Below are 26,277 nucleotides of genomic sequence, written 5' to 3'. Positions count from 1 at the left end.
CCGCGACCCCCAGCTCGACCTCGGTGCGTCGATCGCAGCCATGGCGGAGGGCGAGCTCGACGGGTTCTTCTGGGTGGGCGGGCTGCCGACCCCGGGGATCGCGCAGCTGGCACGGACCGCGGACGTGCGCCTGCTGCCGATCGAGCAGGAGTGGGTGAACGAGGTCAACGACCGCTACTCGCACGCGTACAGGCCCGCCGACGTGCCGGCGGGGACGTACGGGCTCGCTGCCGCGGTCACCACCCTCGCCGTGCCGAACTACCTGGTCACGGCGGGCTCGACGCCCGCGGGGGTGGTGCGGGATGTGCTGGCGACGCTGTTCGATGCCAGGACGGCTCTCGCGCAACAGGTGCCGGCGGCGGCGCTGCTCGACCGGAGGTCGGCCATCTTCACGGGTCCGGTGCCGTTGCACCCCGGCGCGCAGGAGTACTACCGCGACCTGCGGGGCTGATCCGTGGCGGCCGTCCGGCTGCTCAAGAAATCCTCAAGAAGTCGGACGACACCCGAGCAGCTCTGCCAGGGTGAGGTCGATCGCACACGATCGGACACCTGCTGCCTGCTGTCGCTGGGAGCGTGGCAGCAGGGCGATCCCACGGCCCGAGGGGGCGGGCCGTGGGGCGACCCTGCACTGCCGCATTGTCGCCGCGATCAGGTGATTACGAACGTGTAAACCTCACCGTGGTGCCTGGAACCGCGCGCAACGCGTGGCTAGTTTGGAGAAATGATGACCTCTGAAACCCCTCTCGTCGTCGTGGAGAACGTCCAGAAGCACTACGGCGAGTTCCAGGCGCTCAGCGACATCGACCTGACCGTGAACACCGGCGAGGTCGTCGTCGTGATCGGCCCGTCCGGGTCGGGCAAGTCGACGCTGTGTCGCACGATCAACCGCCTGGAGACGATCACGAGCGGCTCGATCCGCATCGACGGCAAGGAGCTCCCCGCCGAGGGCAAGGCGCTCGCGCACCTGCGCGCCGACGTCGGCATGGTGTTCCAGTCGTTCAACCTCTTCGCCCACCTCACGATCCTGGAGAACGTGACGCTCGGGCCGATCAAGGTCCGCGGCCTCAAGAAGTCGGAGGCCGAGGCCGAGGCGATGACGCTGCTGAAGCGCGTGGGCGTCGCGCAGCAGGCGAACAAGCTCCCCGCGCAGCTCTCCGGCGGTCAGCAGCAGCGCGTCGCGATCGCGCGGGCCCTGGCGATGCAGCCCAAGGTCATGCTGTTCGACGAGCCCACCAGTGCGCTCGACCCGGAGATGATCAACGAGGTCCTCGACGTCATGGTCGAGCTCGCCCAGGACGGCATGACGATGATCGTCGTCACGCACGAGATGGGCTTCGCGCGCAAGGCCGCCGACCGTGTCGTGTTCATGGCCGACGGCCGGATCGTCGAGGAGGCGAAGCCGGAGGAGTTCTTCACCAACCCGAAGAGCGACCGCGCCAAGGACTTCCTCTCGAAGCTCCTCACTCACTGACCCCACCAGACCCTGCACCCACAGCACACGAAGGAGACGCACATGCGACGCACACGGACACTGGCAGGCATCGGGATCGCGGCGGCGGCGCTGCTCGCCCTGACCGCCTGCAACAGCGGCACCCCGTCCAGCACCGGAGCACCCGAGGACGGCGACGAGGACACCTCGAGCGCCACGCCGTGGACGGTGCTGGAGGACGTCAGCATCGACGGCAGCCCGACCTTCGACCGGATCTCGGAGTCGGGGACCGTCAAGGTCGGCGTCAAGGAGGACCAGCCCGGTCTCGGCTACCTCGACCCCGTGACCGGCGACCGCACCGGCTTCGACGTCGACATCGCGCGCTGGATGGCCGCATCGCTCGGCGTGGACCCGGAGAAGATCGAGTTCCAGGCGATCGCCTCCGCGAACCGCGAGCAGGCCATCGTCAACGGCGACATCGACTACTACGTCGGCACGTACTCGATCACCGACAAGCGCAAGGAGCAGATCTCCTTCGCCGGCCCGTACTTCGTCACCGGTCAGGGCCTCCTCGTCGGCGCCGACAGCGACATCGAGAGCGTGGACGACCTGAGCTCGTCCACCACGGTGTGCTCGGCGACCGGCTCGACCCCGATCCAGAACATCAAGACGAACTACCCCGATGTCCCGACCAAGGAGTACGACACGTACTCCAAGTGCGTCGAGGACCTGAAGAACGGTCAGGTCGACGCGGTCACGACCGACGAGGCCATCCTCATCGGCTACGCCGCGCAGGACCCCGACAACCTGAAGGTCGTCGGCGAGCCCTTCAGCGAGGAGCGCTACGGCATCGGCGTGGCCAAGGGCGACGACGCGCTGGTCGAGTACTTCAACACGCAGCTGACCGACGGTGGCGACATCTGGCAGCAGATCTTCGACAACAACCTCGGTGCCTCCGGTGTGAAGGCGGAGCAGCCCGAGGTCGACCCGGTCGGTTGATCACCGCGGGGCGGGTGGCACGGTCGCCCGCCCCGCTTCCGTCGCCTCATCTGACGTAGAAACGAACCGAAAGGCACAGCAGTGGGAGTGATCTCAGACCACCTCGATCTCTGGGGTGAAGCGCTGTGGGGGACCATCGCGCTGTTCCTCGGCGGTGGCCTCATCGCCGTGGTGCTCGGCCTCATCGTGGGCGCGGCCAGGGTGTCGCCGGTTCCGATCGCGCGCGCCGTCGGTGGCGTGTACGTGAACTGGATCCGCAACACCCCGCTCACGTTGGTGATGTTCTTCTTCGCGTTCTGCCTCCCGATCCTGCTGGGGGAGCGGGTCAACGCCCTGCTCCTCGCCGTGATCGCGCTGGGCCTCTACACCGCCACCTATGTCGCGGAGGCCATCCGCGCCGGCATCAACACGGTCCCGGTCGGGCAGGCGGAGGCCGCGCGGGCGATCGGACTGAACTTCGGCCAGGTCATGCGCTACGTCGTGCTCCCGCAGGCGACGCGGTCCGTGGTCCCGCCGCTCATGAGCGTGCTGATCGCCCTCATGAAGAACACCACGGTGGCCGCCGGGTTCTCGGTGGTCAACCTCGGCACCATCCGGGCGGCACTGAGCGAGCGCGGCGAGAACGCGCTGGTCGTGCTGCTGTGGGTCATGGTCATCTTCGTCGTGCTCGTGCTGCTGCTCAGCTGGGTGCAGCGCGTGCTCGAGAACAAGTGGAGGATCGCGCGATGAGTTCCGTCCTGTTCGACGTCCCCGGGCCCCGCGCGGTCGCCCGCAACCGTCTCATCGGCGCCGTCACGGTGCTGGTGGTGCTGGCCGTCCTCGGCTGGGTGGTCTGGCGGTTGTACGCCACCGGCCAGTTCGCCCCCGAGAAGTGGAACATCTTCACCTACTCCGCGGTCTGGGTGCGCTTCGGCGAGGGACTGCTGAGCACCCTGGCCGCCTTCGCGGTCGCGGGGGTCGGCTCCCTCGTGCTCGGTTTCGTCCTCGGCATCGGCCGGCTCTCCGAGCACGCCTGGGTGCGTGAGCCCGTGCGGTGGATCATCGAGATCCTGCGGGCCGTGCCCGTCCTGATCCTGATGATGCTGCTCTACTACGGTCTTCCCGTGCTCGGCGTCAAGATGCCGCCCTACTGGGCCGTGGTCATCGCGCTGATCGTCTACAACGGCTCCGTTCTCGCCGAGGTCCTGCGCGCCGGGATCGAGTCGCTGCCGCGCGGACAGCAGGAGGCCGGTTACGCGATCGGTCTGCGCAAGACGGGGGTCATGTCGCTCATCCTGCTCCCGCAGGCCGTGCGGGCCATGATGCCCGTGATCATCGCGCAGCTCGTGGTGGCGCTGAAGGACACCGCGCTCGGCTTCATCATCACGTATCAGGAGCTGCTGTACGTCATCAACCAGATCGGCAACCAGGCGCCCTACGGCTCGCCGCTGATCCCGGCGGCGATCGTCGGCGGCTCGATGTACGTCGCGGTCTGTCTCCTGCTCTCCTACATCGCCTACCGGCTGCAGCGTCGGGCGAAGCGCTCGCCGAAGGCGGGACCGGCCGAGCCCGATCCGCGGCAGCACGGCGGCGAGACCAACACCTCGCTCATCGTGCTCCAGAAGGGTGCGGGGAAGTTCGACGCCGACAGCGCCGGAGGTCCGGGTCTCTGAGTCGCGACCGGCGCGGGACGCTCGTCCCGCGCCGGTAGACTCGACTCCCGTGTCAGAGTCTCCGGAAATCACCCCCGACGCGGTCGAAGCCGCCGTCGCCGACGCCCTCGCGGCGATCGATGCGGCCGCCGACACCGCCGAGCTGAAAGCCGCCCGAGCCGCGCACGTCGCCGAGGGATCGCCGCTCGCGGTCCTGAACGCCTCGATGCGCCAGGTCGCCCCCGAGAACAAGGCCGCGTTCGGCAAGCTCGTGGGCCAGGGGCGGGGGCGCGTGACCCAGGCGCTCGCGGCGAAGGAGGCCGAGCTGGCCGCCGCCGAGGTCGCCGCACGGCTCGAGGCTGAGCGGGTCGACATCACCGCGGTCCCCTCGCGCACGCGCGTCGGTGCCCGCCACCCGCTCACGCTGCTCCAGGACCAGGTCGAGGACATCTTCGTCGGCATGGGATGGGAGATCGCGGAGGGGCCGGAGCTCGAGCACGAGTGGTTCAACTTCGACGCGCTGAACTTCGACGTCGATCACCCCGCTCGCCAGGAGCAGGACACGTTCTACGTCGACCCGACCTCGCGTCACCTGGTGATGCGCACGCACACCAGCCCGGTGCAGGTGCGCTCGATGCTCGACCGCGAGGTGCCGATCTACGTGCTGTGCCCCGGGCGGGTGTACCGCACCGACGAGTTCGACGCCACGCACCTGCCGGTGTTCACGCAGTTCGAGGGGCTCGTGATCGACAAGGGCATCACGATGGCGCACCTGAAGGGCACGCTCGACCACTTCGCGCGTCAGCTCTTCGGCCCGGAGGCGAAGATGCGCTTCCGCACCAACTACTTCCCCTTCACGGAGCCGTCCGCTGAGCTCGACCTGTGGCACCCGACCTTCAAGGGCGGCGCGCGCTGGATCGAGTGGGGCGGCTGCGGCATGGTCAACCCGAACGTGCTGCGCGCGGCAGGGATCGATCCAGAGGTCTACAGCGGCTTCGCGTTCGGCATGGGCATCGAGCGGGGACTCATGTTCCGCAGCGATGTGCAGGACATGCGCGACATGGCCGAGGGCGATGTCCGTTTCAGCGAGCAGTACGGGATGGTGGTGTGATGCGCGTCCCGCTTTCGTGGCTGCGTGAGTACGTCGATCTGGCTCCCGAGACCACGCCAGAGGATGTCCTCGCGGCGCTGGTGACGGTGGGCTTCGAAGAGGAGGACGTGCACCGCTTCGCCATCACGGGTCCCGTGGTGGTCGGCCAGGTCGTGTCGCTCGAACCGGAGCCCCAGTCCAACGGCAAGACCATCAACTGGTGCCAGGTGGACGTCGGTGAGGAGCACGGCGGCGTCCGCGGGATCGTCTGCGGGGCGCACAACTTCGCCGCCGGGGACAAGGTCGTCGTGACCCTTCCCGGTGCGGTGCTGCCCGGCCCGTTCCCGATCGCCGCGCGCAAGACCTACGGGCACGTGTCCGACGGGATGATCGCCTCCGCGCGCGAGCTCGGCCTCGGCGACGAGCACAACGGCATCGTCGTGCTGTCCGACCTCGGCATCGATGCCCCGGTGGGCACCGACGCCATCGCGCTGCTCGGCCTCGACGACGTCGCGGTGGAGATCAACGTGACGCCCGATCGCGGCTACGCCTTCTCGGTCCGCGGTGTCGCCCGCGAGTACGCCCACGCCACGGGCGCGACCTTCCGCGACCCCGCCGAGCGCGACTTCGCCGAGCTGCAGCCCGGCTCCGGTCACACGACCGTCGTCGACGACCGGGCCCCGGTGCGCGGCAACGTCGGTGCGAGCGAGTTCGTCACGCGCGTCGTGCGGGACGTGGACCCGTCGCGCCCGACGCCGCCGTGGATGATCGCCCGGCTGAGCCTCGCCGGCATGCGGTCGCTGGGCGTGCTGATCGACATCACGAACTATGTGATGCTCGAGCTCGGGCAGCCGCTGCACGGCTACGACCTGGACAAGCTCGCGGGCGGCATCACGGTGCGTCGCGCGACGCCGGGCGAGAAGATGACCACGCTCGACGGCGTGGAGCGTGCGCTGCACGAGGAGGACCTGCTCATCACGGACGAGTCCGGACCCATCGGCCTCGCCGGTGTCATGGGCGGCGGCACGACCGAGATGAGCGACACCACGCGCAACGTGCTGATCGAGGCGGCGACGTTCGACCCCACGACCATCGCCAGGACGGCCCGTCGCCACAAGCTGCCCAGTGAGGCGTCCAAGCGCTTCGAGCGGGGCGTCGACCCGCTGATCCCCTTCGTGGCGGCGCGTCGGGCGGCCGACCTCATGGTCGAGCTCGCCGGCGGGACGCTCACCGACGAGGGCGGCGCGCTGTTCGCCGAGGTGTTCGTGGAGGACATCGCGCTGCCGGCCGGCTTCGTGCAGGGGCTCATCGGCGTGGACTACACCGACGACGAGATCACGGGCGCCCTCACGACCATCGGCGCCGAGGTGACGGAGGCCGAAGACGGCTGGACCGTGATCCCGCCCACCTGGCGACCCGACCTCACCGACAAGTGGACGCTCGCGGAGGAGGTCGCCCGCATCCACGGGCTCGACCGCATCCCCGCGGTCTTGCCGACGCCGCCGTCCGGTCGCGGCCTCACCGCCCACCAGCAGGGTCGTCGCCGCGTGGCGAACGCACTCGCGGCGGCGGGCTTCGTCGAGACGCCGGCCTTCCCGTTCACGACCGAGGCGCAGAACGACCTGCACGGTTCCGCGTCGGGCGAGCACCTGCCGAGCATCCGCCTGGCGAACCCGCTCGACGGGCAGGCCCCGTACCTGCGCCGCTCGCTGATCCCGGGGCTGCTGCAGACCGCGCACCGCAACATCGCCCGCGGCATGACCGACCTGGCCCTCTTCGAGACGGGCCTCGTGTTCCTGCCGGAGCCGGGCGTCGAGTACGGAACCGACACGGTGCCGCCGCTCGGCGTGCGCCCCTCCGACGAGACGCTCGCCGCGCTCGACGCGTCCATCCCGCCCCAGGAGCGCCACATCGCGGTGCTCCTCACCGGCAACGTGTCGCCGCGTCAGCCGGGTCGTCCCGCCGAGGCGTCGGGGCTGGTCGAGGCGCTCGACGCCGTGCGCGTGATCGCTGCCGCCGCGGGCATCGACATCGACGTGCGACAGGCGCAGCGCGCCGCGCTGCATCCCGGCCGCACCGGGGCGCTCGTCGCGGCCGGCGAGGAGGTCGGCTACGTCGGGGAGCTGCACCCCTCGGTGGCGGAGGACGCCGACCTGCCCGGTCGCGCCACCGTGCTCGAGCTCGACCTCGACCGCATCCTCACCCTCGCGGGGACGCGGATCGTGGCGGCCTCGCTGTCGACGTTCCCTGCGGCCACGCAGGACGTGTCGCTGACCGTGGCCGCCGATGTGCCGGCGGGCGAGGTGCGGGCGGCGCTCGCCGAGGGGGCGGGCGCGCTGCTGGAGTCGGTGCGACTGGTCGACGACTACCGCGGTGAGGGCGTGTCCGAGGGAGCCAAGAGCCTGACGTTCGCGCTGCGTTTCCGCGCCGACGACCGGACGCTCACCGCTGCGGAGGCGACCGACGCCAAGCTGGCGGGTGTCGCGGTCGCGGCGGAGCGATTCGGCGCCGCACTGCGCGACTGATCGACCCCGTCGCGAAGGCCTTCCGCTCTGCCCTGAGCGGAAGGCCTTCCGCGTTTCCCCGGATGCTGCTGACATGGGCACATGACGGATGTGCTGATCCTGGGCGGGACGGGCTGGCTCTCGGGGCGGATTGCCCACGGCTGGCTGGAGGCGGGCGCGGACGTGACCTGCCTCGCGCGCGGGGGGCGTGCCGCTCCCGACGGGGCGGCGCTGATCGTCGCCGACCGGGACGCAGCGGACGCCTATGCGGAGGTCGCCCGCCGCGAGTGGGATCACGTCGTGGACGTCTCCTCACGGGCGGCGCACGTCGCGGGGGCCGTCGCGGCCCTGGGCGATCGTGCGGCGCAGTGGACGTACGTGTCGTCGATGTCGGTGTACGCCGATGACATGACCGCGGGCGCCGACGAGTCCGCGCCGCGTCACGCGCCGGCGCGTGACGGCCAGGGGGAGGACGACTACGCGGCCCAGAAGGTCGCGGCGGAAGACGCCGTCGCGGCCCTCGGCGCACGCGCGCTCGTCGCGCGTCCCGGGCTGATCGTGGGCGACGGAGACCCCAGCGACCGCTTCGGCTACTGGGCCGCCGCCTTTCTCCGCGCGGCCGACGGTCCGGTGCTCCTGCCGCCCCTCGACGGGAAGACCGCGCAGGTGATCGATGTGGACGATCTGGCGGCGTTCCTCGTGACCGCGTCTCCCGGTTCTCCCGTGAATGCGATCGGCGACGCGCGTCCGCTCGGGGAGGTGCTCGACGCCGTGCGTCGTGCCGCTGGTCACGAGGGGGCGACGGTGATCGCCGACGCGGATCGGCTGGTGGCCCAGGGCGTGGAGTACTGGATGGGCCCGCATTCGCTCCCGCTCTGGTTGCCCGAGGAGATGACCGGATTCATGACGCGGTCGAACGCCGCCTATCGGGCGCGCGGCGGGGCGCTGCGTCCGCTGGCCGACACGATCGCGCGCGTGATCGACGACGAGCGCGCACGCGGCGTCGACCGGGAACGGAGGGCGGGGCTGACCCGCGCCGAGGAGCTGCGGATCCTCGCGGCCGTCACGGAGGGACCCGCCGGGGCTCGCTAGACTGCGAGGCAGTGACACGGGGTGCCGCATCCGCGGCTGAGATCACACCCGTCGAACCTGATCTAGTTCGTACTAGCGAAGGGATGTCGCGATGAGCGATCTTCTGCGTCCTGTTTCCACCCCCGACCTCGCCGCCTCGGCGGGAAGACTGCGGGAGGCGCTGCGGCAGTCGCCTCCGTTGACGCACTGCGTCACCAACGCGGTCGTCACGGGCTTCACCGCCAACGTGCTGCTCGCCCTGGGCGCCGCGCCCGCGATGGTCGACATCGTCGGCGAGGCCGAGATGTTCGCCGGTGTGGCCTCCGGTCTGCTGATCAACCTGGGCACGCCGACGCCCGAGCAGCGCGCCGCGAGCGTGGAGGCCGTGACGGGAGCCGCGGCGTCCGGCACCCCGTGGGTGCTCGACCCGGTCGCGATCGGCGTGCTGCCGGTGCGCACGACCCTCGCGCATGAGCTCGCGGCGCGGCGTCCGACCGCGATCCGCGGCAATGCGTCCGAGATCCTCGCCCTGGCAGGCCACACGGCCGGCGGTCGCGGCGTCGACGCGACCGACGGCCCCGAGGCCGCTGCCGGGGCGGCGCAGGAGCTCGCCCGCACCACGGGAGCCGTGGTGGCCGTGTCCGGGCCCGTCGACCTGATCACCGACGGCGATCGCGTCGTGCGCATCGCCAACGGCCACGAACTGCTCACGCGCGTGACGGGTGGCGGCTGTGCTCTGGGCGCCGTGATGGCGGCCTTCCTCGGAACCGCTCGGCAGACGGGAGACGATGCGCTCACGGCGGTCGCCGCGGCGACCCTCGTCTACACCGTGGCGGCCGAGCACGCCGCCCCGGTCGCCGCAGGGCCCGGCACTTTCGCTGTCGCGCTGCTGGACGCGCTCGACGCCGTGACCGGGGATGACGTCGCCGCGGGCGCCCGCGTGTCGGAGGAGACCCGATGAGTGCCGACTTCTCGCTGTATCTCGTCACCGATCCCGGGCTGTGCGGGAAGCGCGGTGTGGTCGAGACCGTGCGCCGCGCGGTCGACGGCGGCGCACGCATCGTGCAGCTGCGCGACAAGAACGCCGCGCACGAGGAGACCGTCGAGCAGCTGATCGCGCTCTCCGCCGTGATCGACGGGCGGGCGCTGCTGGTGGTCAACGATCGTCTGGACGCCGCTGTCGAGGCGCGGGCGCGCGGCGCGCGGGTCGACGGCGTGCATCTCGGCCAGGCCGATGCGTCGGTGCGGCGTGCGCGAGAGCTGCTCGGTCCGGACGCGCTCATCGGACTCACCGCGAACACCCGTGAACACCTCGATGCCGTGCGCGCACTGCCGCAGGGCACCATCGATTACCTCGGTGTCGGGGTGATCCGCCCCACGAGCACCAAACCGGACCACCCGGAGCCGCTGGGCGTCGGGGGGTTCGCGGCCTTCGCGGCCGAGAGCCCGCTCCCGTGCGTCGCGATCGGCGGGGTCGGCATCGATGACACCGAGGCGCTCCAGGCCGCAGGCGCGGCGGGGCTCGCCGTGGTCTCCGCGCTCTGCGCCGCCGCGGACCCCGCGGAGACGGCCTCCGCGTTCCGTCGTCGTTGGCAGGCGGGGGTCGTGCCGCGTGTGCTCAGCATCGCCGGCAGCGACCCGTCGGGCGGCGCCGGCATCCAGGCCGACCTGAAGGCGATCGCCGCGAACGGCGGATACGGGATGGCGGCGCTCACCGCCCTCACGGCGCAGAACACGCGGGGAGTGCGGGCGGTCCACGTTCCTCCGGCGGATTTCCTCCGCGCGCAGCTGGACGCCGTGTCCGACGACATCGTCATCGACGCCGTGAAGATCGGGATGCTCGCCGACGCCGAGGTCATCCGCACGGTGGCCGACTGGCTCGATGTGCAGCGTCCCCCGGTGGTGGTGCTCGACCCGGTCATGGTGGCGACATCGGGCGACCGTCTGCTCGCCCCCGACGCGGAGTGTGAACTGCGGGGGCTGCTGACGCGCGCCACGGTGGTCACGCCGAACCTCGCCGAGCTCGCCGTGCTGGTCGGTCGCCCCGTCACTGACTGGCCGGATGCGCTCGCCGCTGCTGAGGAGCTGTCGGCCGACATCGGCGCCGCGGTGCTCGTGAAGGGTGGGCATCTCACGGGTGACGAGGCGCCGGATGCGCTGGTGGACGCGGACCGCGGCCTGCGGGACGAGTTCCCCGGGGCGCGCATCCCCACCACCAACACGCACGGCACCGGCTGTTCCCTGTCGTCGGCGCTCGCCACCCTGCTCGCCCGCGGTCTCACGCCGTCCGACGCGGTGCATGCCGCGCGCGCCTGGCTGCGAGAGTCGCTGCGGGCGGCGGGTGCGCTCGCCGTGGGGCAGGGACATGGGCCCGTCCACCATTTCGCTGGAATGTGGGACCGCGGCGACCTGGAAACCCGGCAGACGGCGGAGGAGATCGCCGGCGACTGGTGGCAGGACATCGCCGACGTGCGCGACGGGATCGACGCGCTGCCCTTCCTCCGCGGTCTCGCCGACGGCACACTCGCGCGCGAGCCGTTCCTGTTCTACCTCGCGCAGGATGCGCTGTACCTGCGCGAGTACGCGAGGGTGCTCGCGGCCGCGGCGCGGACCGCCCCCACCTCGGCGGAGCAGGCGTTCTGGGCGCACGCGGCGCACGGATCGATCGTGGGGGAGCTGGAGCTGCACGCGTCGTGGCTCACGCCCGAGCGCGGGGTGAGCGCGGAGACGTTCGCGGCGGAACCCGCGCCCGCGACCACCGCGTACCTCGACCATCTGCGGTCGGTCGCGTTCGGCGGCGATCATGCCGAGCTCGTCGCCGCCGTGCTGCCGTGCTTCTGGCTGTACACCGATCTGGGCAGGCGGCTGCACGCGGGAGACTTCGGCGCGGAGGCCCGTGATCCCGATCACCCCTATGCCTCGTGGCTGTCGACCTACGCCGATCCGGCGTTCGAGGAGGCGACGGCGCAGGCCATCGCTTTCGCGACCGCGGCGGCATCGCGGTCTGACGCCTCCGGACGGGAGCGCATGCGGCGCGCGTTCCGCACGTCGAGCGCACACGAGCTGGCGTTCTTCGCCGCGCCGCTGGAGGCCGCAGCCGTCGGATGACGGTGGGGATTTGCGGTGGCGACGACGGCCGCGCTACTGTCGCGACATGCCTTCGGCCGCCACCGCTCCTTCGACGCTCGCTCCGAGCGTCATCGCTGTGCGCCGACGCCGCGGCCGCCGACTCTAGGCGACTCCGCCCTCCTGCCTGCGCGTGCGCGGCGGTCGAGTGCCGGTGTCGCCGCCTTCGGCCCCGCCCCCGGTCCCGAAATCGTCGAGGACCCGACCGTTAAGGTAGAAGCATGACGTACTCCGTCGCCGTCTCCGGCGCATCGGGCTATGCAGGCGGCGAGATCCTCCGCCTCCTGGCCGCCCACCCCGACATCGAGATCCGCACCGTCACCGCGCACTCGAACGCCGGTCAACCGCTCGTCGACCACCAGCCGCACCTCCGCTCGCTCGCGCATCTCACGCTCCAGGACACGACTCCCGAGATCCTGGCCGGTCACGACATCGTGTTCCTCGCCCTCCCGCACGGTCAGTCGGGGCAGTACACCGACGCGCTCGGCGACGTTCCGCTGGTGATCGACGCGGGCGCCGACCACCGGCTCACCTCGTCGGCCGCCTGGGACGCCTTCTACGGCGGCGCGTTCCATGAGCCGTGGGCGTACGGCGTTCCCGAGCTGCCGGTCGCGGGCGCACGGCAGCGCGACGCGCTGCGCGGGGCGACGCGCATCGCGGCTCCCGGATGCAACGCCTCCACGGTCAGCCTGAGCCTCGCACCGGGTGTCGCCGCCGGAGTGATCGACCCGTCCGACATCGTGTCGGTCCTCGCCGTCGGCCCGTCCGGGGCGGGCAAGAGCCTCAAGCCGAACCTGCTCGCCAGCGAGATCCTCGGCTCGGCCAACCCCTACGCGGTCGGCGGCACCCACCGGCACATCCCGGAGATCCGGCAGGCGCTCGCTGCGGCCCGTCCGGCCGACGCCGACGCCTCGGGCGCCGACATCCGCATCTCGTTCACGCCCGTGCTCGTCCCGATGTCGCGGGGCATCCTCGCCACCTCCACCGCGCCGATCGTCGAGGGCGCGACCGACGCGGAGATCCGCGCGGCCTGGGAGAGCGCGTACGGCGAAGAGACCTTCGTGCAGCTGCTGCCGGAGGGCAGCTTCCCCCGCACCGCCGACGTCCTGGGCGCCAACACCGCCCTGATCGGCCTGGCGATCGACCGCTCCGCCAACCGGGTCACCGTCGTCACCGCCGTCGACAACCTCGTCAAGGGCACGGCCGGTGCCGCCATCCAGTCCATGAACATCGCGCTGGGGCTCCCCGAGGCCCGTGCCCTCTCGATCAACGGAGTCGCCCCGTGAGCGTTACCGCACCCGCAGGATTCGAAGCAGCCGGGGTCGCCGTCGGCCTCAAGTCCACCGGCAAGCCCGACGTCGCCGTGGTCGTGAACCGGGGCCCGCGCAAGGTCGGAGCCGCGGTGTTCACCAGCAACCGCGCCAAGGCGAACCCCATCATCTGGTCGCAGCAGGCCGTGGCCGACCGGGTGGTCGAGGCCGTGGTGCTCAACTCGGGCGGGGCGAACTGCTTCACCGGCAGCTTCGGCTTCCAGACCACGCACCAGACCGCCGAGACGGCCGCCGAGCTGCTGGGCATCAGCGCGGGCGACGTGCTCGTCTGCTCGACGGGCCTGATCGGCACGGGCGACGAAGCCTTCCGCGCCAAGGTGCTCGAGGGCACGGCGCAGGCCATCGCCGAGCTCAGCGCCGACGGGGGAGAGAGCGCCGCACACGCCATCATGACCACCGACACGGTCGCGAAGACCGCTGTCGTGTCGCGCGACGGCTGGACGATCGGCGGCATGGCGAAGGGCGCGGGCATGCTCGCCCCGGGCCTGGCGACCATGCTCGTGGTGCTCACGACCGACGCGGTGCTGGAGCCGCTGCAGGCCGATGAGGCGCTGCGCCGTGCGACGGGACAGACCTTCGACCGGCTCGACTCGGACGGGTGCATGTCGACCAACGACCAGGTCACGCTGCTGGCCAACGGGGCCTCCGAGGTCGTGCCGGACCTCGACGACTTCGCTGAGGCGCTCACCGCGCTCTGCCAGGAGCTCGCGGTGAAGCTGCAGGGTGATGCGGAGGGCGCGAGCCACGACATCACGATCGAGGTGCGTCACGCCGTCACCGAGCAGGAGGCCGTCGAGGTGGGCCGTTCGGTCGCGCGCAACAACCTCTTCAAGGCCGCGATCTTCGGCAACGACCCCAACTGGGGGCGGGTGCTCGCGGCGATCGGCACCACCAACGCGCAGTTCGACCCGTACGACGTGGACGTGTGGATGAACGGGGTCCGGGTGTGCACGGCGGGCGGCCCCGACCGTCCGCGCGAGGAGGTCGACCTCACACCGCGCGCCACCCACCTGCTGATCGACCTCAAGGTCGGCGAGGCCACCGCGACGGTGCTCACGAACGACCTGACCCACGACTACGTGCACGAGAACAGCGCCTACGCCTCATGACCGACATCCAGGACACCACGCCCGACGTCGCCGCGCAGAAGGCGACCACGCTGATCGAGTCGCTGCCGTGGCTGAAGACCTTCCGCGACCAGATCGTCGTGGTCAAGTACGGCGGCAACGCGATGGTCTCGGACGAGCTGCAGGAGGCCTTCGCGCAGGACATCGCCTACCTCCGCTACGTCGGCGTGCAGCCCGTGGTCGTGCACGGCGGCGGGCCGCAGATCTCCGACATGCTGCAGCGGCTGGAGATCCCGAGCGAGTTCAAGGGCGGATACCGCGTCACCAATACCGAGGCGATCAGTGTCGTGCGCATGGTGCTCACCGGGCAGGTGAACCCGCAGCTCGTGGCGAAGATCAACTCGCACGGGCCGATCGCCACGGGGCTCAGCGGAGAGGACGCCGGTCTGTTCGGCGGGCGTCGCCGCGGCGTGGTCGTCGACGGCGAGGAGATCGACCTCGGCCGGGTCGGCGACGTGGTGCAGGTCGACCCCACCGCGGTGCTCGACCACCTCGCGGCCGGTCGCATCCCGGTCATCTCGAGCATCGCGCCCGACCTCGACCACCCCGGCCAGTCGCTGAACGTGAACGCGGATGCGGCCGCCGCGGCACTCGCCGTGGCGCTCGGGGCGCGCAAGCTGGTGATCCTCACCGACGTGCCGGGGTTGTACGCCGACTGGCCCAACCGCGACTCGCTCGTGTCGCACCTCACCTCGGATGCGCTGATCGAGATGCTGCCGCGCCTGGAGTCGGGCATGATCCCGAAGATGCGGGCGTGCCTGGACGCGGTCGAGGGCGGCGTGGACGCCGCGGCGATCATCGACGGACGGGTACCGCACTCGGTGCTCGTCGAACTGTTCACCAGCAAGGGAATCGGGACCGAAGTAGTCCTGGGAGAGAAAGGGGCGACGGCATGACCGCCTGGCAGGACGACGCGGCACGTGATCTCGTGCTCAACGCGGGGGAGCGGCTGGCGCTGCTGACCCGTGGAGAGGGCTCGTACCTGTGGGATGCCGACGGCCGACGCTACCTCGACTTCCTCGCCGGCATCGCCGTGACCTCGCTCGGTCACGCGCACCCGGTCTTCGTCGACGCGGTCGCCACGCAGGCGGCCACGCTCGCGCACGTCTCGAACTACTTCGCGACGCCGCCGCAGCTCGCGCTCGCCGCACGGCTCAAGCGTCTCGCGGGTGCCGGCATCGACGGGCGCGTGTTCTTCTCCAACTCGGGGGCCGAGGCCAACGAGGCGGCATTCAAGCTCGCGCGCCTGCACGGTGGAGCGGAGCGCCCGCGCATCCTCGCGCTGGAGAACGGGTTCCACGGTCGCACCATGGGGTCCCTCGCGCTGACGGCGAAGGAGTCGATGCGCGCGCCGTTCGCTCCGATGCCGGGCGGGGTGGAGCACATCCCGGCCACCGTCGAGGCGTTGGAGGCCGCGATGGACGACCGGGTCGCGGCCGTCATCGTCGAGCCCATCCAGGGCGAGGCCGGTGTCGTCGAGCTGCCCGAGGGCTACCTCGCGGCGGCGCGCTCGCTCACGCTCGCGCACGGGGCTCTGCTGATCGTCGACGAGATCCAGACCGGTGCCGGCCGCACGGGCGCGTGGTTCGGCTTCAGTCACGAGGGCGTCACGCCCGACGCGATCACGCTCGCCAAGGGCATCGGCGGCGGGTTCCCGATCGGGGCCCTGGTCACCTACGGTGCCGCGAGCGCCCTGTTCACTCCCGGATCCCACGGCTCCACGTTCGGCGGCAACCCGCTCGCGACCGCCGTGGCCGACGCGGTGCTGGCCGAGATCGAACGCGCGGATCTGGTCGGCAATGCGGCCCGCCGTGGCGCCGAGCTGCGCGAGATCATCCTGGGCATCGACTCGCCGCTCCTCGCGGGTGTCCGCGGCCGTGGCCTCCTCGTCGGCGTCGCGCTCACCGAGCCGGTCGCCGGAGCCGTGGTCGCGGCAGCCCAGGAGCGCGGTCTGATCGTGAACGCCGCGAACCCCGAGACCGTGCGCATCGCGCCCGCCCTCACGATCGGCGACGCCGAGCTGGCCGAGTTCCGCGAGCTGTTCGCGGCGAGCCTCGCCGACGTCCACTCCTCCGCCCCCGGAAAGGTACCCGCATGACCCGCCACCTGCTGCGCGACGACGACCTCACGCCCGCCGAGCAGGCGGAGATCCTCGACCTCGCCCTCGAGCTCAAGAAGGACCGCTGGGCCGACAAGAGCCTCGCGGGCCCGCAGACCGTCGCCGTGATCTTCGACAAGTCGTCCACCCGCACCCGGGTGTCGTTCGCGGTGGGCATCGCGGATCTGGGCGGCAGCCCGCTGATCATCTCGACCGCGAGCAGCCAGCTGGGCGGCAAGGAGACGCCGTCCGATACCGCACGGGTGCTGGAGCGCCAGGTCGCCGCGATCGTGTGGCGCACGTACGCGCAGGCGGGACTCGAGGAGATGGCGGAGGGCACCCGCGTTCCCGTCATCAACGCCCTGTCCGACGACTTCCACCCCTGTCAGCTCCTCGCCGACCTGCTGACCATCCGCGAGCACAAGGGCGACCTGAAGGGACTGACCCTGACGTTCTTCGGTGACGGGCAGAGCAACATGGCCCACTCCTACGCGCTCGCCGGGGTCACGGCGGGCATGCACGTGCGGATCGCCTCGCCCGAGGACTACGCGCCGCGCGCCGATGTGATCGAGGCCGCCGACCGCCGTGCGGCCGAGACCGGCGGCTCCATCACCCTGTTCACCGACCCGGTCGAGGCGGCGGCCGGTGCCGACGTCGTGGTGACCGACACCTGGGTGTCGATGGGCAAGGAAGAGGAGAAGATCGCGCGCATCCGCGATCTGGGCGGTTACAAGGTGACGCCGGAGACCATGCAGCTCGCCGACGACGAGGCGATCTTCATCCACTGCCTGCCCGCTGATCGTGGCTACGAGGTGGACTCGTCGGTGATCGACGGGCCGCAGAGCGTGGTGTGGGACGAGGCGGAGAACCGCCTGCACGCGCAGAAGGCGCTGCTGGTGTGGCTGCTCGGCAAGAAGGGCGCGTGATGACCGGACAGACGCACGAGGGCACGAACGAGGGCGCGCTGTGGGGCGCCCGCTTCGCCACGGGCCCCTCGCCCGAGCTGGTGGAGCTCAGCCGCTCGACCCACTTCGACTGGATCCTGGCGCCGTACGACATCGCGGGTTCGCACGCGCACGCCACGGCGCTCGCCGCGGCCGGGTATCTGGAGCCGGACGAGGCCCAGCGCATGCACGACGGGCTGGACGCGGTGGCTCGCAGGGTCGCCGACGGCACGCTGCTGCCCGTCCCGACCGATGAGGACGTGCACGGTGCGCTGGAGCAGGCGCTGATCGCGGAGCTCGGGCCCGAGCTGGGCGGTCGGCTGCGCGCCGGACGCAGCCGGAACGACCAGATCGCGACCCTCGTCCGGATGTACCTGATCGATCACGCCCGGGTGATCGCGCGCGACCTGCTGCGGGTGATCGATGCCCTGGTGGCGCAGGCCGAGGCTCACCCCGAGGCGATCCTTCCCGGCCGCACGCACCTGCAGCACGCCCAGCCCGTGCTCCTCGCGCACCACCTCCAGGCGCACGCGTGGCCGCTCGTGCGCGAGCTGGAGCGCCTGGTCGACTGGCGTCGTCGCGCGGGCGTCTCGCCCTACGGCGGGGGAGCGCTCGCCGGCTCGACGCTGGGGCTGGACCCGGCTCTCGTCGCGACCGAGCTGGGCCTCGATCGCCCGGCCGAGAACTCGCTCGACGGCACGGCCGCGCGCGATGTGGTGGCCGAGTTCGCGTTCATCGCGGCGATGACGGGCGTGGATCTGTCGCGCCTGTCGGAGGAGATCATTCTCTGGAACACCCGCGAGTTCGGCTTCGTCACGCTCGACGACGGGTACTCGACGGGCTCGAGCATCATGCCGCAGAAGAAGAACCCCGACATCGCCGAGCTCGCGCGCGGGAAGTCGGGGCGGCTGATCGGCAACCTGTCCGGTCTGCTGGCGACGCTCAAGGGCCTCCCGCTCGCGTACAACCGCGACCTGCAGGAGGACAAGGAGCCGGTGTTCGATTCGGTGCAGACCCTCGAGGTCGTGCTGCCGGCGTTCGCGGGGATGATCGCGACGCTGCGCTTCGACACGGAGCGGATGGCGGAGCTGGCGCCGCAGGGCTTCTCCCTGGCGACCGACGTGGCGGAGTGGCTCGTGAAGCAGCGGGTGCCGTTCCGCGATGCGCACGAGATCTCCGGCGCGCTGGTGCGCGCGTGCGAAGAGCAGGGGATCGGTCTGGAGGAGGCGTCGGACGAGCTGCTGCGGTCGGTGTCCGAGCACCTGGTTCCCGCGGTGCGGGAGGTGCTGACGATCGAGGGCTCCGTGGCGTCCCGGTCGGGCGTGGGCGGGACCGCGCCGGTGCGCGTGGCCGAGCAGCGCGCCGAGCTGGTGGCCAGGGCCCAGGCGGCGGCGCACGCTCTCGGGCTGTGAGCGGAGGGGGCCGCGGTCGTCCGCGGCCCGCTCCCGTCTCGGCGGTCTCGACCCGCGCGGCTAGTGCAGGTCGGCGTCTGCGGCGGTCCGCTCCCAGCGTGTGAAGCGGACGGTGAGCCCGGCGCGCGTGGGTGCGGCGAGGAACGGTCCGGCCGCGGCGGGGGCCTCGCCGTCGAAGGGCGCGACCCGCACGAGACGCCAGGGTCCGCCGTCGGCGGCGGCGCGGACGATCAGCGCGTCGCGCCAGCGGCTGACGCGGACGGTGATCTCGCTGTCCCGCCAGTCGTCGACGTGTCCGACCGACCAGTCGGAGACCACGGCGGTGACGACGGCGCCGAGCCCGAGGTGGCCGTCGGCGTGTTCGACGCCCGCCTTGACCCAGTGCTCGTCGTCGGCGCGCACGAAGAGGCCGGCCTGGTCGAACTGTCCTTCCCAGGGGGCGCGGAACGACACCTCCATCGCCTCGCCGACGGCCAGGGGAGCGAGGAGTGCGTGCTCGGTGTCGTGCACGAAGCCGTACGCGGTGTGCCGCCAGGCGTCGCTGCCCTCGGCGGCGGTCACGTCGAGGTGCGCTCCGCTGTCCGCGACGTCGGCGGGCGCGTGGGTCCAGGTTCCTGCGCTCCAGGGCATGATGCTCATATCAGGCATATCTCCGATCTATAACCAAAACATGCATAAACTCTGCTTATTCGTGCTACGGTTATTCCATGGTCATCGCCGTGATCGCCGACATCGTGGGCTCCCGCGAGCTCGACGACCGCAGTGCCGCCCAGCGGGCGCTCGACGACACCATCGCCGAGGTCGAGTCCGACCGACCTCTCGCACTGCAGCCGCTCACGCCCACGGTAGGGGACGAGCAGCAGGCCGTCTATCGAGAGCTGACCGATGCGCTCACCTCGCTCCTGATGATCCAGCTGCGGCTGCCGGACGACCTCGCCTTCCGCTTCGGGATCGGCGTGGGGGAGGTGCGCGCCGTCGATTCGATCCACGGTGAGCTCGCGGACGGGCCGGGATGGTATGCCGCGCGCGCCGCGATCGAGACCGTCCATGCCCGCGAACAGCGCGCCGTGCCGCGGACGCGCACCTGGATTGTCGGTGCCCCGGGTCAGGATGAGGTCATGCCCGCCGTGATCGCCGCCGCCAACGCCTACGTCCTCGTCCGCGACGAGCTCGTCGGCGCCATGACCGCGCGCGAGCGACGCCTCACCTACGGTCGGCTGATCGGCCGGTCGCAGCAGGAGCTGGCGGCACAGGAGAGCATCACGCAGCCCAGCGTCTCCAAGTCCCTGCGCAGTGCGGGGGCGGCGGCGCTCATCGAGGGACTGGCGGCGTTGCGAGGGGAGGGCGCATGATCCTCGCCGGCTTCCTGCTCCTCGCCATCGGCGCGGCCGATCTGGTGCGTCAGTTCGTGCCCCGTCGCTGGCTCGGATACGTGGTCGCCGCCGCGGTCATCGTGCTGCTCGGCATCGGAGGGGAGGCGCTCCTCTGGGCCGTCCTGGGCCTCGCCGGAGGTGCGCTCTGGGTGTGGAGCATGCCGGACGGCCGACCCTCCCGCGCCGGCTTCTGGCCCGCGGTCGCCGTGGCTGCCCTCAGCATCGGCGCGGTCGTGTGGGTGGGTGCGCGCGACGAGACCGGGCTCATCGGCGAGCTCTGGACGCTGCGGTCGCCCTTCGGCGAGGTGTCGTTCGACCTCGCCGTGCTCGCGCTCGGAGCCGGGGTCTTCCTGCTGGAGTCGTCGAACCTCGTGGTGCGGGCGGCCCTCGACGGCGAGCACACCTGGCGGCCGGCCGACCCCGCCCCGATCGCGGTCGCCCCGGAGCCGTCGTCGCCCGAGACCGCCGAACCCGCCGCGGCGGGTGCGGCGCATGCCCCGGTGGAGGCGGTGCTGCCGGCGACCGATCCGCGCAACGGCTTCAAGGGCGGGCGGCTCATCGGACCGCTCGAGCGCGTGCTGGTGATGATCCTCACCCTCGCGGCCGCCTATCCCGTGCTGGCGGCCATGCTCGCGGCCAAGGGCATCGTCCGGTTCCCCGAGATCTCCCGCGACGGAGAGACCGGCGCCAGGGCCGAGTACTTCCTGGTCGGCAGCCTCGTCAGCTGGGTCATCGGGCTCGGTGCGGCGTTCCTGGTGTGGTGGGCCGCGCACACCTGAGTCAGGCCAGCTGCCTCCGGTACCAGGTCAGCTTCTCCTGGAGGCGGCGCTGCTGCGCGAGGACCTCCGCGAGCTGCCGCTCCACGGTCTCGGCGTGTTCCTCCAGGAGGGCGATCCGCTCGGGGATGGTGTCGTCGTCGCGGCACAGCTGCCCGTACCGCCGGAGACGCTCCACGGGCATCCCGGTCTCGCGCAGGCACTTGAGGAACTCGAGCAGCCCGAGCTCCGCATCGGTGTACACCCGGTGGCCTCCGGCCGTGCGCGGCACCGCGGGCAGGATGCCCTCGCGTTCGTAGTACCGCAGGGTGTCGATGCTGAAGCCGGAGCGGGCGGCGGTCTCGGCCGGCGTGTAGGTCGTGGTCATGCCGTGATCCTAGGGCTTGACCTGGAGTGCGCTCCAGGTTGCATGCTTCCTGCATGACCGCTTCTCCGCATCGCGCATCCCCGATCGTCCTCGGTGCCATGTCCTTCGGCACCCTCATCGATGAGGACACCTCCTTCGCCCTGCTCGACCGCTTCGTCGAACGCGGCGGCAGCTGGATCGACACCGCCGACTGCTACAGCTTCTGGGCCAGCGACACCGGGCACGGCGGGGCGTCCGAGGCGGTGATCGGTCGGTGGCTCGCCGCTCGCCCCGGTGTCCGCGAGCGCATCCGTCTGTCGACGAAGGTCGGTGCCGAACCGCTGTGGCCGGGCTCGTGGCCCGCGCACCGCACGGGCCTGTCGCCGCGGGCGATCGCGCAGGCTGTCGAGGGCAGCCTGTCGCGCCTGGGCGTCGACACCATCGATCTGCTCTGGCTGCACCAGGAGGATCGCGCCGTCCCCATCGAGCGGACGGTCGACGGCCTCGCGTCGCTCACCGGCAGCGGGACGGTCCGGCGCGTCGGCGCGTCCAATCATCCCGCCTGGCGCATCGAGCGGGCCCGCGCTCACGCGGCGGCGATCGGCAGCGCGCCGCTCGATGCGCTCCAGCTCAACGCGACCTATCTGCGCGTGCGCCCCGGCACGTTGCCGCCGGGGGTGGTGCACCCGTTCGGCGTGCTGAGCGACGAGCAGCGCGACTACGCCGCCGCGAACGGTCTGGAGACCTGGGCGTACACGCCCCTGCTGTCCGGGGCGTACGACAACGCGGCGAAGGCGATCCCCGAGGTCTACGACCACCCCGGCACCGCGCGGCGCCTCGCGGTCCTCGACCGGATCGCGCACGCGCACGACGCCCAGCGCGGGCAGATCGTGCTGGCATGGCTGCTCGCGCACGGCATCCGGCCGATCCTCGGGGGGAGCAAGATCGCGCAGCTCGACACCGCGCTGGACGCGGCCGAGCTCGCCCTCGCGCCCGAGGAGATCGCCGAGCTCGACGGTGCGGTGTGAGGCGGGATGCCGCACCGCGCGCTGCTAGCCTGGAGCGCGTGTCAACTCCCGACCTGACGACCGCACCCCAGGCGATCGATCCCACGTTCGAGAACGTGTGGGACGAGATCGTATGGCGTGGCCTGGTCCACGTGTCCACCGACCAGGAGGCGCTGCGCGCCCTGCTCGCGGGAGACCCCATCACGTATTACTGCGGGTTCGATCCGACCGCGCCGAGCCTGCACCTGGGTCACCTGGTGCAGCTGCTCCTGCTGCGTCGGCTCCAGCTCGCCGGGCACCGGCCGCTGGGTCTCGTCGGCGGCTCGACCGGGCTCATCGGCGATCCCCGTCCGACCGCGGAGCGCACGCTCAACACACGCGAGACGGTGGCCGAGTGGGTGGATCGGCTGCGGGGACAGGTGGAGCGCTACCTCAGCTTCGAGGGCGACAACGCGGCCCGCATGGTGAACAACCTCGACTGGACCGCGCCGCTGTCCGCCATCGACTTCCTGCGCGAGATCGGCAAGCACTACCGCGTGGGCACGATGCTGAAGAAGGACGCGGTCGCCGCGCGCCTCAACTCGGACGCGGGCATCAGCTACACCGAGTTCAGCTACCAGATCCTGCAGGGTCTCGACTTCCTGGAGCTCTACCGTCAGTACGACTGCCGTCTGCAGACGGGCGGGTCCGATCAGTGGGGCAACCTGACCAGCGGCACCGATCTGATCCACCGTGTCGAGGGTGTGTCCGTGCACGCGATCGGCACGCCCCTGATCACGAACAGCGACGGCACCAAGTTCGGCAAGAGCGAGGGCAACGCGATCTGGATCGATGCGGAGCTCACCAGCCCGTACGCGTTCTACCAGTTCTGGCTGTCGACGGCCGACGCCGATGTGATCGAGCGGCTCAAGGTGTTCACGTTCCTGACGAGGGCCGAGATCGAGGAGTACGCCGAGCTCGTCGCGACCGAGCCGTTCCGACGCGCCGCGCAGAAGCGTCTGGCGCTCGAGGTCGTGGCGACCGTGCACGGCATCGAGGCCACGGCGGCCGTGATCGCCGCGTCGGAGGCACTGTTCGGACAGGGCGACCTGACCGCGCTCGACCCGGCGACGCTGCGTTCCGCGCTCGATGAGCTGCCGCATGCGACCGTCGCGCCCGGGACGCCCGTGGTCGATGCGCTGGTCGCGACCGGGCTCGTGTCGAGTCTGTCGGAGGCGCGGCGGGCCATCGCACAGGGCGGAGTGTCGCTCGACGGCGAGCGGGTGGCGGACGACACGGCGACCGTGCAGGGCACTCTCCCCGGTGGCGTCTCGGTGCTGCGCCGAGGCAAGAAGACCCTCGCCGGCGTGTTCCTGAGCTGACGCGGCCTCCGGATGCCGTTCACGCCGAGTCACGCGATCGTCGCGCTGCCGTTCGTGCGCACGCCCCTCGTGCCCGCGGCGATCGCGATCGGCGCGATGACGCCGGATCTCCCGCTGTTCCTGCGCGGCGTGGGTCTCGACTACTCGTTCACGCACACCGTGGCCAACGTGATCTGGACGGCGCTGCTGGCGTTCGTGCTCTTCCTGCTCTGGCGCCTGGTGCTGCGGCCGTCGGTCGGTGAGCTGGTGCCGCTGTGGGTCGCGCGTCGGCTGCCGCGCGAGTGGGACGACCGCGGCGCCGTGGCCGCGGGCCGTGCGGTGGGGGTCGGTCTCGGTCGCCCCTGGTATCCGCTGCTGCTCGCGGTGTCGCTCGTGCTCGGCGTGCTGTCGCACATCGCGTGGGACGCGTTCACGCACGAGGGGCGCTGGGGCGTCGCGCTGTTCCCGATGCTGGATGAGCACTGGGGTCCGCTGCTCGGGTACAAATGGGTGCAGCACGGCTCGAGCGTGCTGGCGTTGCTCGGCCTCGGGCTGTGGGCCGCGCTGCGGCTGCGGCGTGCGGTGCCTCGCGACGCGGTCACCCGGTGGCTGCCCTCGCCGGTGCGGGTGACCTGGTGGCTCTCGCTGCCGGTGATCCTGGCGGCGGCGTGGGTGATCGGTCTCGCGGTGCTCGGTCCTTTCACGGCGGAGTTCACCGTCGCTCACCTGGCGTATCGCGTGCTGCCTCCGGCGTGCGCGGTGTGGGGTGCGCTCACTCTCGTGCTGTGTGCCGTGGTGGCTCTGCGCCGAGGAGACCCCGTCCGGTCGCGCTGACCGCGCGCGGCACCAGCGGCCGTCGTCACCAGCGCGGTCGTCACCAGCGCGGTCGTCACCAGCGCGGTGCGTCCGATCCCCACGGGTGCGGCGCCGTGAACGCCGTGCCGGGGATGACCGGTGCCGCGGTGACGAGGGATACCCCGTCGACGTCGAACGTCGCCTCGTGCGAGGCCGCGTCCGGATCCGGCGCAGCGACCGGGTCCGTGCGGCGCGGCATCCCGAGAAGTTCGGCGGCGACCCGGCGCAGCGAGGTGCGTGCGATCCAGGATCCGCCCTCGCGCGCACGCCGTCCGAGCAGCGTGGTCACCGCCGCGGCGAGCAGGTAGCCGCTGCTGTGGTCGAGCGCCTGTGCGGGCAGCGCTCCGGGTACGCCGTCGTCGCCCTCGATCACCGCGATTCCGCTCTCCGCCTGCACCAGGCTGTCGAAGCCCGCGCGCTCCGGCGCGTCGGCACCCCACGCGCTGAGCTCGGCCACGACGAGACCGGGGTACCTCTCGACGAGGGTGTCGGGAGACAGGCCGAGTCGTGCGAGCGACGCCGGACGGTACCCCAGGACGACCACGTCGGCGGTGGCGAGCAGAGCGGACATCGCCGGGTCACGGGCATCGAGGATCGTGCTGCGCTTCCCGTGACCGGTGTCGAGGTGCTGCCAGGGGAGCTCGGCGATGGCCGGGGGATCGATCCGCAGCACGTCGGCACCGAGCAGGGCGAGTGTGCGTGTGCAGACGGGACCGGCGATCACGCGCGTGAGATCGAGCACGCGGATTCCGGCGAGGGGAGACGGAGGCCCGGACGTCGGACGACCGGAGGGCGCGGTATCGCCGGCACGGGTGACCTCGATCAGAGGCATGGTGCGGAGACGGGCGTCGTGCTCCGGCTGCTCGGCCCGCACGGAGACCGCGAGTCCTCCGTGGTGCACGATCCGCCGGACGGCCTCGTCGCAGGGGAGCGTGGCAAGAGCTGCGGCGACGTCGGGGCGGCCGGCGTCAGGCGCGAGCCCCAGGGCGGACCGGAGCCCGCGAGCGTGATGGGGGTAGTTGCCGTGCGTCCGGATCCACCCGTCGGCGGTGGTCCAGAACCCCGACAGGGGAGACCAGACGGGCGGGGGAGCATCGTCGACCGTGAGGAGGCGGTCGCTCCGGTATGCGGCGGCGACCCGGGCGACATCCAGGTCCGCGACCCTGCGCCCCGCCGCCAGCGTCGCGGCGGCCGTGCTCCCCAGCGCGAGTTCCCCGGCGGCGGTACGGGCAGGGAGCGGGACGTCGCCTAGACCGGCGAGGTCTGGGAGCGCGTCGTGCACGGCAGCGGGCTCTCCGCCGATCTCCGTCCAGACCCGGCGCAGCAGGGCGGCGCTCGGACGGGTCCTCGCGGGAGCGGCGGCACGGGGGAAGGGACGGTGGGGGCCCATGGCGCGATGCTACTCCGCGGCTTCCGAGCGGAAAAACCCGGCTGATCCGGGCTGATGTGGTCCTGTCGCGGTGCCGACACGCCCGGGGGTGGTGCCCCGATTTGCCAGAACCCCGGAACCCACGTAACTTATTACTTGTTCGCCCCACAGGGAAGCGGAGAAGCCCAGAGCTTCACCCCCCTCAAGCGGAGAACCACCTCCCACTCCTTCTCTCTTGAGAGATCAGGCGCGTGCGTCTAGGATGGGAGATCCACCCCTTCTGCGGCTGTCTCAGCTGTGCAGCGGATCCTCGATCCGCCCGGCGCGCTGATTTGACAAGCGAGTCGGGATGGCTAAGATAGAGAAGTTGCCCTGCGGGCCTGGTTGTGATGGCTGGGTCGTGGGAGCATCCGATCCTTGAGAACTCAACAGCGTGCACTTGTCAAATG

General features: G+C 71.4%; 24 protein-coding genes and 1 riboswitch. Of the genes, 21 read left to right on the top strand and 3 right to left on the bottom strand.

Annotated features, from left to right (window positions below; genetic code table 11):
- The 16 genes from ACWGQ1_RS17660 to argH all read left to right on the top strand — a co-directional run.
- Nucleotides 1-451 (top strand): TAXI family TRAP transporter solute-binding subunit (locus ACWGQ1_RS17660; protein ID WP_452313460.1); only part of this gene is annotated, 451 nt, incomplete at its 5' end.
- 273 nt (nt 452-724) lie between these two features.
- Complete coding sequence (locus ACWGQ1_RS17655; RefSeq protein WP_136034321.1) at nt 725-1,471, top strand: amino acid ABC transporter ATP-binding protein; 747 nt, start codon at nt 725-727, stop codon at nt 1,469-1,471.
- Nucleotides 1,472-1,513: 42 nt separating this feature from the next.
- Nucleotides 1,514-2,428 carry a glutamate ABC transporter substrate-binding protein gene (locus ACWGQ1_RS17650; RefSeq protein WP_136034279.1) on the top strand — a complete coding sequence of 305 codons (915 nt, stop codon included), beginning with the start codon at nt 1,514-1,516 and terminating at the stop codon, nt 2,426-2,428.
- 81 nt (nt 2,429-2,509) lie between these two features.
- Nucleotides 2,510-3,157, top strand: a complete 648-nt coding sequence (locus ACWGQ1_RS17645) for an amino acid ABC transporter permease (protein ID WP_136034277.1) — start codon at nt 2,510-2,512, stop codon at nt 3,155-3,157.
- A complete protein-coding gene (locus tag ACWGQ1_RS17640) occupies nt 3,154-4,080 on the top strand; it encodes an amino acid ABC transporter permease (protein ID WP_206253196.1) in 927 nt (308 codons plus the stop codon). The genes ACWGQ1_RS17645 and ACWGQ1_RS17640 overlap by 4 nt, the downstream gene beginning before the upstream one ends.
- 49 nt (nt 4,081-4,129) lie before the next feature.
- Nucleotides 4,130-5,170, top strand: a complete 1,041-nt coding sequence (pheS, locus tag ACWGQ1_RS17635; protein ID WP_136034273.1) for a phenylalanine--tRNA ligase subunit alpha — start codon at nt 4,130-4,132, stop codon at nt 5,168-5,170.
- Nucleotides 5,170-7,674 carry a phenylalanine--tRNA ligase subunit beta gene (gene pheT, locus ACWGQ1_RS17630; protein WP_452313459.1) on the top strand — a complete coding sequence of 835 codons (2,505 nt, stop codon included), beginning with the start codon at nt 5,170-5,172 and terminating at the stop codon, nt 7,672-7,674. Before pheS ends, pheT begins: the two co-directional genes overlap by 1 nt.
- Before the next feature lie 81 nt (nt 7,675-7,755).
- Nucleotides 7,756-8,745, top strand: coding sequence for an NAD-dependent epimerase/dehydratase family protein (locus tag ACWGQ1_RS17625; protein WP_452313458.1), 990 nt, complete (start codon nt 7,756-7,758; stop codon nt 8,743-8,745).
- A 7-nt stretch (nt 8,746-8,752) separates the two neighbouring features.
- A riboswitch (TPP riboswitch) is annotated at nt 8,753-8,846 on the top strand.
- Nucleotides 8,837-9,685 carry a hydroxyethylthiazole kinase gene (thiM, locus tag ACWGQ1_RS17620; protein ID WP_452313457.1) on the top strand — a complete coding sequence of 283 codons (849 nt, stop codon included), beginning with the start codon at nt 8,837-8,839 and terminating at the stop codon, nt 9,683-9,685. Its footprint overlaps the riboswitch before it by 10 nt.
- Nucleotides 9,682-11,832: a bifunctional hydroxymethylpyrimidine kinase/phosphomethylpyrimidine kinase gene (locus tag ACWGQ1_RS17615; protein WP_452313456.1), complete on the top strand. Its 2,151-nt coding sequence runs from the start codon at nt 9,682-9,684 to the stop codon at nt 11,830-11,832. The genes thiM and ACWGQ1_RS17615 overlap by 4 nt, the downstream gene beginning before the upstream one ends.
- Nucleotides 11,833-12,071: 239 nt before the next feature.
- Nucleotides 12,072-13,136 carry an N-acetyl-gamma-glutamyl-phosphate reductase gene (argC, locus tag ACWGQ1_RS17610; protein WP_452313455.1) on the top strand — a complete coding sequence of 355 codons (1,065 nt, stop codon included), beginning with the start codon at nt 12,072-12,074 and terminating at the stop codon, nt 13,134-13,136.
- On the top strand, nt 13,133-14,290 hold the full coding sequence (argJ, locus tag ACWGQ1_RS17605; RefSeq protein ID WP_206253206.1) for a bifunctional glutamate N-acetyltransferase/amino-acid acetyltransferase ArgJ: 1,158 nt from the start codon (nt 13,133-13,135) through the stop codon (nt 14,288-14,290). The genes argC and argJ overlap by 4 nt, the downstream gene beginning before the upstream one ends.
- The gene (gene argB, locus ACWGQ1_RS17600; protein ID WP_136044381.1) at nt 14,287-15,204 is read left to right on the top strand and encodes an acetylglutamate kinase; all 918 of its coding nucleotides are present in this window, start codon (nt 14,287-14,289) and stop codon (nt 15,202-15,204) included. The genes argJ and argB overlap by 4 nt, the downstream gene beginning before the upstream one ends.
- Nucleotides 15,201-16,406, top strand: a complete 1,206-nt coding sequence (locus ACWGQ1_RS17595; protein ID WP_452313454.1) for an acetylornithine transaminase — start codon at nt 15,201-15,203, stop codon at nt 16,404-16,406. The genes argB and ACWGQ1_RS17595 overlap by 4 nt, the downstream gene beginning before the upstream one ends.
- A complete protein-coding gene (gene argF, locus ACWGQ1_RS17590) occupies nt 16,403-17,332 on the top strand; it encodes an ornithine carbamoyltransferase (protein WP_452313453.1) in 930 nt (309 codons plus the stop codon). Before ACWGQ1_RS17595 ends, argF begins: the two co-directional genes overlap by 4 nt.
- Nucleotides 17,332-18,762 carry an argininosuccinate lyase gene (gene argH / locus ACWGQ1_RS17585; protein WP_206253210.1) on the top strand — a complete coding sequence of 477 codons (1,431 nt, stop codon included), beginning with the start codon at nt 17,332-17,334 and terminating at the stop codon, nt 18,760-18,762. The genes argF and argH overlap by 1 nt, the downstream gene beginning before the upstream one ends.
- A gap of 60 nt (nt 18,763-18,822) precedes the next feature.
- Here the strand turns inward: argH and ACWGQ1_RS17580 are convergent, their stop codons facing one another.
- The gene (locus ACWGQ1_RS17580) at nt 18,823-19,410 is read right to left on the bottom strand and encodes a DUF1349 domain-containing protein (protein WP_452313452.1); all 588 of its coding nucleotides are present in this window, start codon (nt 19,408-19,410) and stop codon (nt 18,823-18,825) included.
- A 59-nt stretch (nt 19,411-19,469) separates the two neighbouring features.
- Between ACWGQ1_RS17580 and ACWGQ1_RS17575 the strand changes: the two genes are divergently transcribed.
- Both ACWGQ1_RS17575 and ACWGQ1_RS17570 read left to right on the top strand, forming a co-directional pair.
- Nucleotides 19,470-20,114, top strand: coding sequence for a SatD family protein (locus tag ACWGQ1_RS17575; RefSeq protein WP_136034247.1), 645 nt, complete (start codon nt 19,470-19,472; stop codon nt 20,112-20,114).
- On the top strand, nt 20,111-20,914 hold the full coding sequence (locus ACWGQ1_RS17570; RefSeq protein WP_136044744.1) for a hypothetical protein: 804 nt from the start codon (nt 20,111-20,113) through the stop codon (nt 20,912-20,914). The genes ACWGQ1_RS17575 and ACWGQ1_RS17570 overlap by 4 nt, the downstream gene beginning before the upstream one ends.
- Before the next feature lies 1 nt (nt 20,915).
- Here the strand turns inward: ACWGQ1_RS17570 and ACWGQ1_RS17565 are convergent, their stop codons facing one another.
- Nucleotides 20,916-21,278 (bottom strand): MerR family transcriptional regulator, encoded by a 363-nt coding sequence (locus ACWGQ1_RS17565; RefSeq protein WP_136044743.1) that lies wholly within the window; start codon nt 21,276-21,278, stop codon nt 20,916-20,918.
- Nucleotides 21,279-21,331: 53 nt separating this feature from the next.
- Between ACWGQ1_RS17565 and ACWGQ1_RS17560 the strand changes: the two genes are divergently transcribed.
- The 3 genes from ACWGQ1_RS17560 to ACWGQ1_RS17550 are packed head-to-tail and all read left to right on the top strand — an operon-like array spanning nt 21,332 to nt 24,438.
- Nucleotides 21,332-22,285, top strand: coding sequence for an aldo/keto reductase (locus tag ACWGQ1_RS17560; RefSeq protein WP_378803949.1), 954 nt, complete (start codon nt 21,332-21,334; stop codon nt 22,283-22,285).
- Between the two features lie 38 nt (nt 22,286-22,323).
- A complete protein-coding gene (tyrS, locus tag ACWGQ1_RS17555) occupies nt 22,324-23,625 on the top strand; it encodes a tyrosine--tRNA ligase (protein WP_205812629.1) in 1,302 nt (433 codons plus the stop codon).
- Between the two features lie 12 nt (nt 23,626-23,637).
- Complete coding sequence (locus ACWGQ1_RS17550; protein WP_452313451.1) at nt 23,638-24,438, top strand: DUF4184 family protein; 801 nt, start codon at nt 23,638-23,640, stop codon at nt 24,436-24,438.
- Nucleotides 24,439-24,493: 55 nt separating this feature from the next.
- Here ACWGQ1_RS17550 and ACWGQ1_RS17545 read toward each other — a convergent pair whose 3' ends face one another.
- Nucleotides 24,494-25,849, bottom strand: coding sequence for a CoA transferase (locus ACWGQ1_RS17545; protein WP_452313450.1), 1,356 nt, complete (start codon nt 25,847-25,849; stop codon nt 24,494-24,496).
- Nucleotides 25,850-26,277: the final 428 nt, after the last annotated feature.

It is taken from the genome of Microbacterium sp. NPDC055599, from assembly GCF_053618975.1.
This window is presented reverse-complemented; position numbering and strand designations above follow the sequence as displayed.

Coding starts and splice junctions, on each gene's coding strand:
- ACWGQ1_RS17545 (WP_452313450.1), bottom strand. CDS start 25,849: ATGGGCCCCCACCGTCCCTTCCCCCGTGCCGCCGCTCCCGCGAGGACC.
- ACWGQ1_RS17595 (WP_452313454.1), top strand. CDS start 15,201: ATGACCGCCTGGCAGGACGACGCGGCACGTGATCTCGTGCTCAACGCG.
- ACWGQ1_RS17560 (WP_378803949.1), top strand. CDS start 21,332: ATGACCGCTTCTCCGCATCGCGCATCCCCGATCGTCCTCGGTGCCATG.
- ACWGQ1_RS17550 (WP_452313451.1), top strand. CDS start 23,638: ATGCCGTTCACGCCGAGTCACGCGATCGTCGCGCTGCCGTTCGTGCGC.
- argF (WP_452313453.1), top strand. CDS start 16,403: ATGACCCGCCACCTGCTGCGCGACGACGACCTCACGCCCGCCGAGCAG.
- ACWGQ1_RS17565 (WP_136044743.1), bottom strand. CDS start 21,278: ATGACCACGACCTACACGCCGGCCGAGACCGCCGCCCGCTCCGGCTTC.
- ACWGQ1_RS17615 (WP_452313456.1), top strand. CDS start 9,682: ATGAGTGCCGACTTCTCGCTGTATCTCGTCACCGATCCCGGGCTGTGC.
- argB (WP_136044381.1), top strand. CDS start 14,287: ATGACCGACATCCAGGACACCACGCCCGACGTCGCCGCGCAGAAGGCG.
- ACWGQ1_RS17655 (WP_136034321.1), top strand. CDS start 725: ATGACCTCTGAAACCCCTCTCGTCGTCGTGGAGAACGTCCAGAAGCAC.
- ACWGQ1_RS17575 (WP_136034247.1), top strand. CDS start 19,470: ATGGTCATCGCCGTGATCGCCGACATCGTGGGCTCCCGCGAGCTCGAC.
- argC (WP_452313455.1), top strand. CDS start 12,072: ATGACGTACTCCGTCGCCGTCTCCGGCGCATCGGGCTATGCAGGCGGC.
- argH (WP_206253210.1), top strand. CDS start 17,332: ATGACCGGACAGACGCACGAGGGCACGAACGAGGGCGCGCTGTGGGGC.
- ACWGQ1_RS17570 (WP_136044744.1), top strand. CDS start 20,111: ATGATCCTCGCCGGCTTCCTGCTCCTCGCCATCGGCGCGGCCGATCTG.
- pheT (WP_452313459.1), top strand. CDS start 5,170: ATGCGCGTCCCGCTTTCGTGGCTGCGTGAGTACGTCGATCTGGCTCCC.
- thiM (WP_452313457.1), top strand. CDS start 8,837: ATGAGCGATCTTCTGCGTCCTGTTTCCACCCCCGACCTCGCCGCCTCG.
- ACWGQ1_RS17625 (WP_452313458.1), top strand. CDS start 7,756: ATGACGGATGTGCTGATCCTGGGCGGGACGGGCTGGCTCTCGGGGCGG.
- ACWGQ1_RS17580 (WP_452313452.1), bottom strand. CDS start 19,410: ATGCCTGATATGAGCATCATGCCCTGGAGCGCAGGAACCTGGACCCAC.
- ACWGQ1_RS17640 (WP_206253196.1), top strand. CDS start 3,154: ATGAGTTCCGTCCTGTTCGACGTCCCCGGGCCCCGCGCGGTCGCCCGC.
- ACWGQ1_RS17650 (WP_136034279.1), top strand. CDS start 1,514: ATGCGACGCACACGGACACTGGCAGGCATCGGGATCGCGGCGGCGGCG.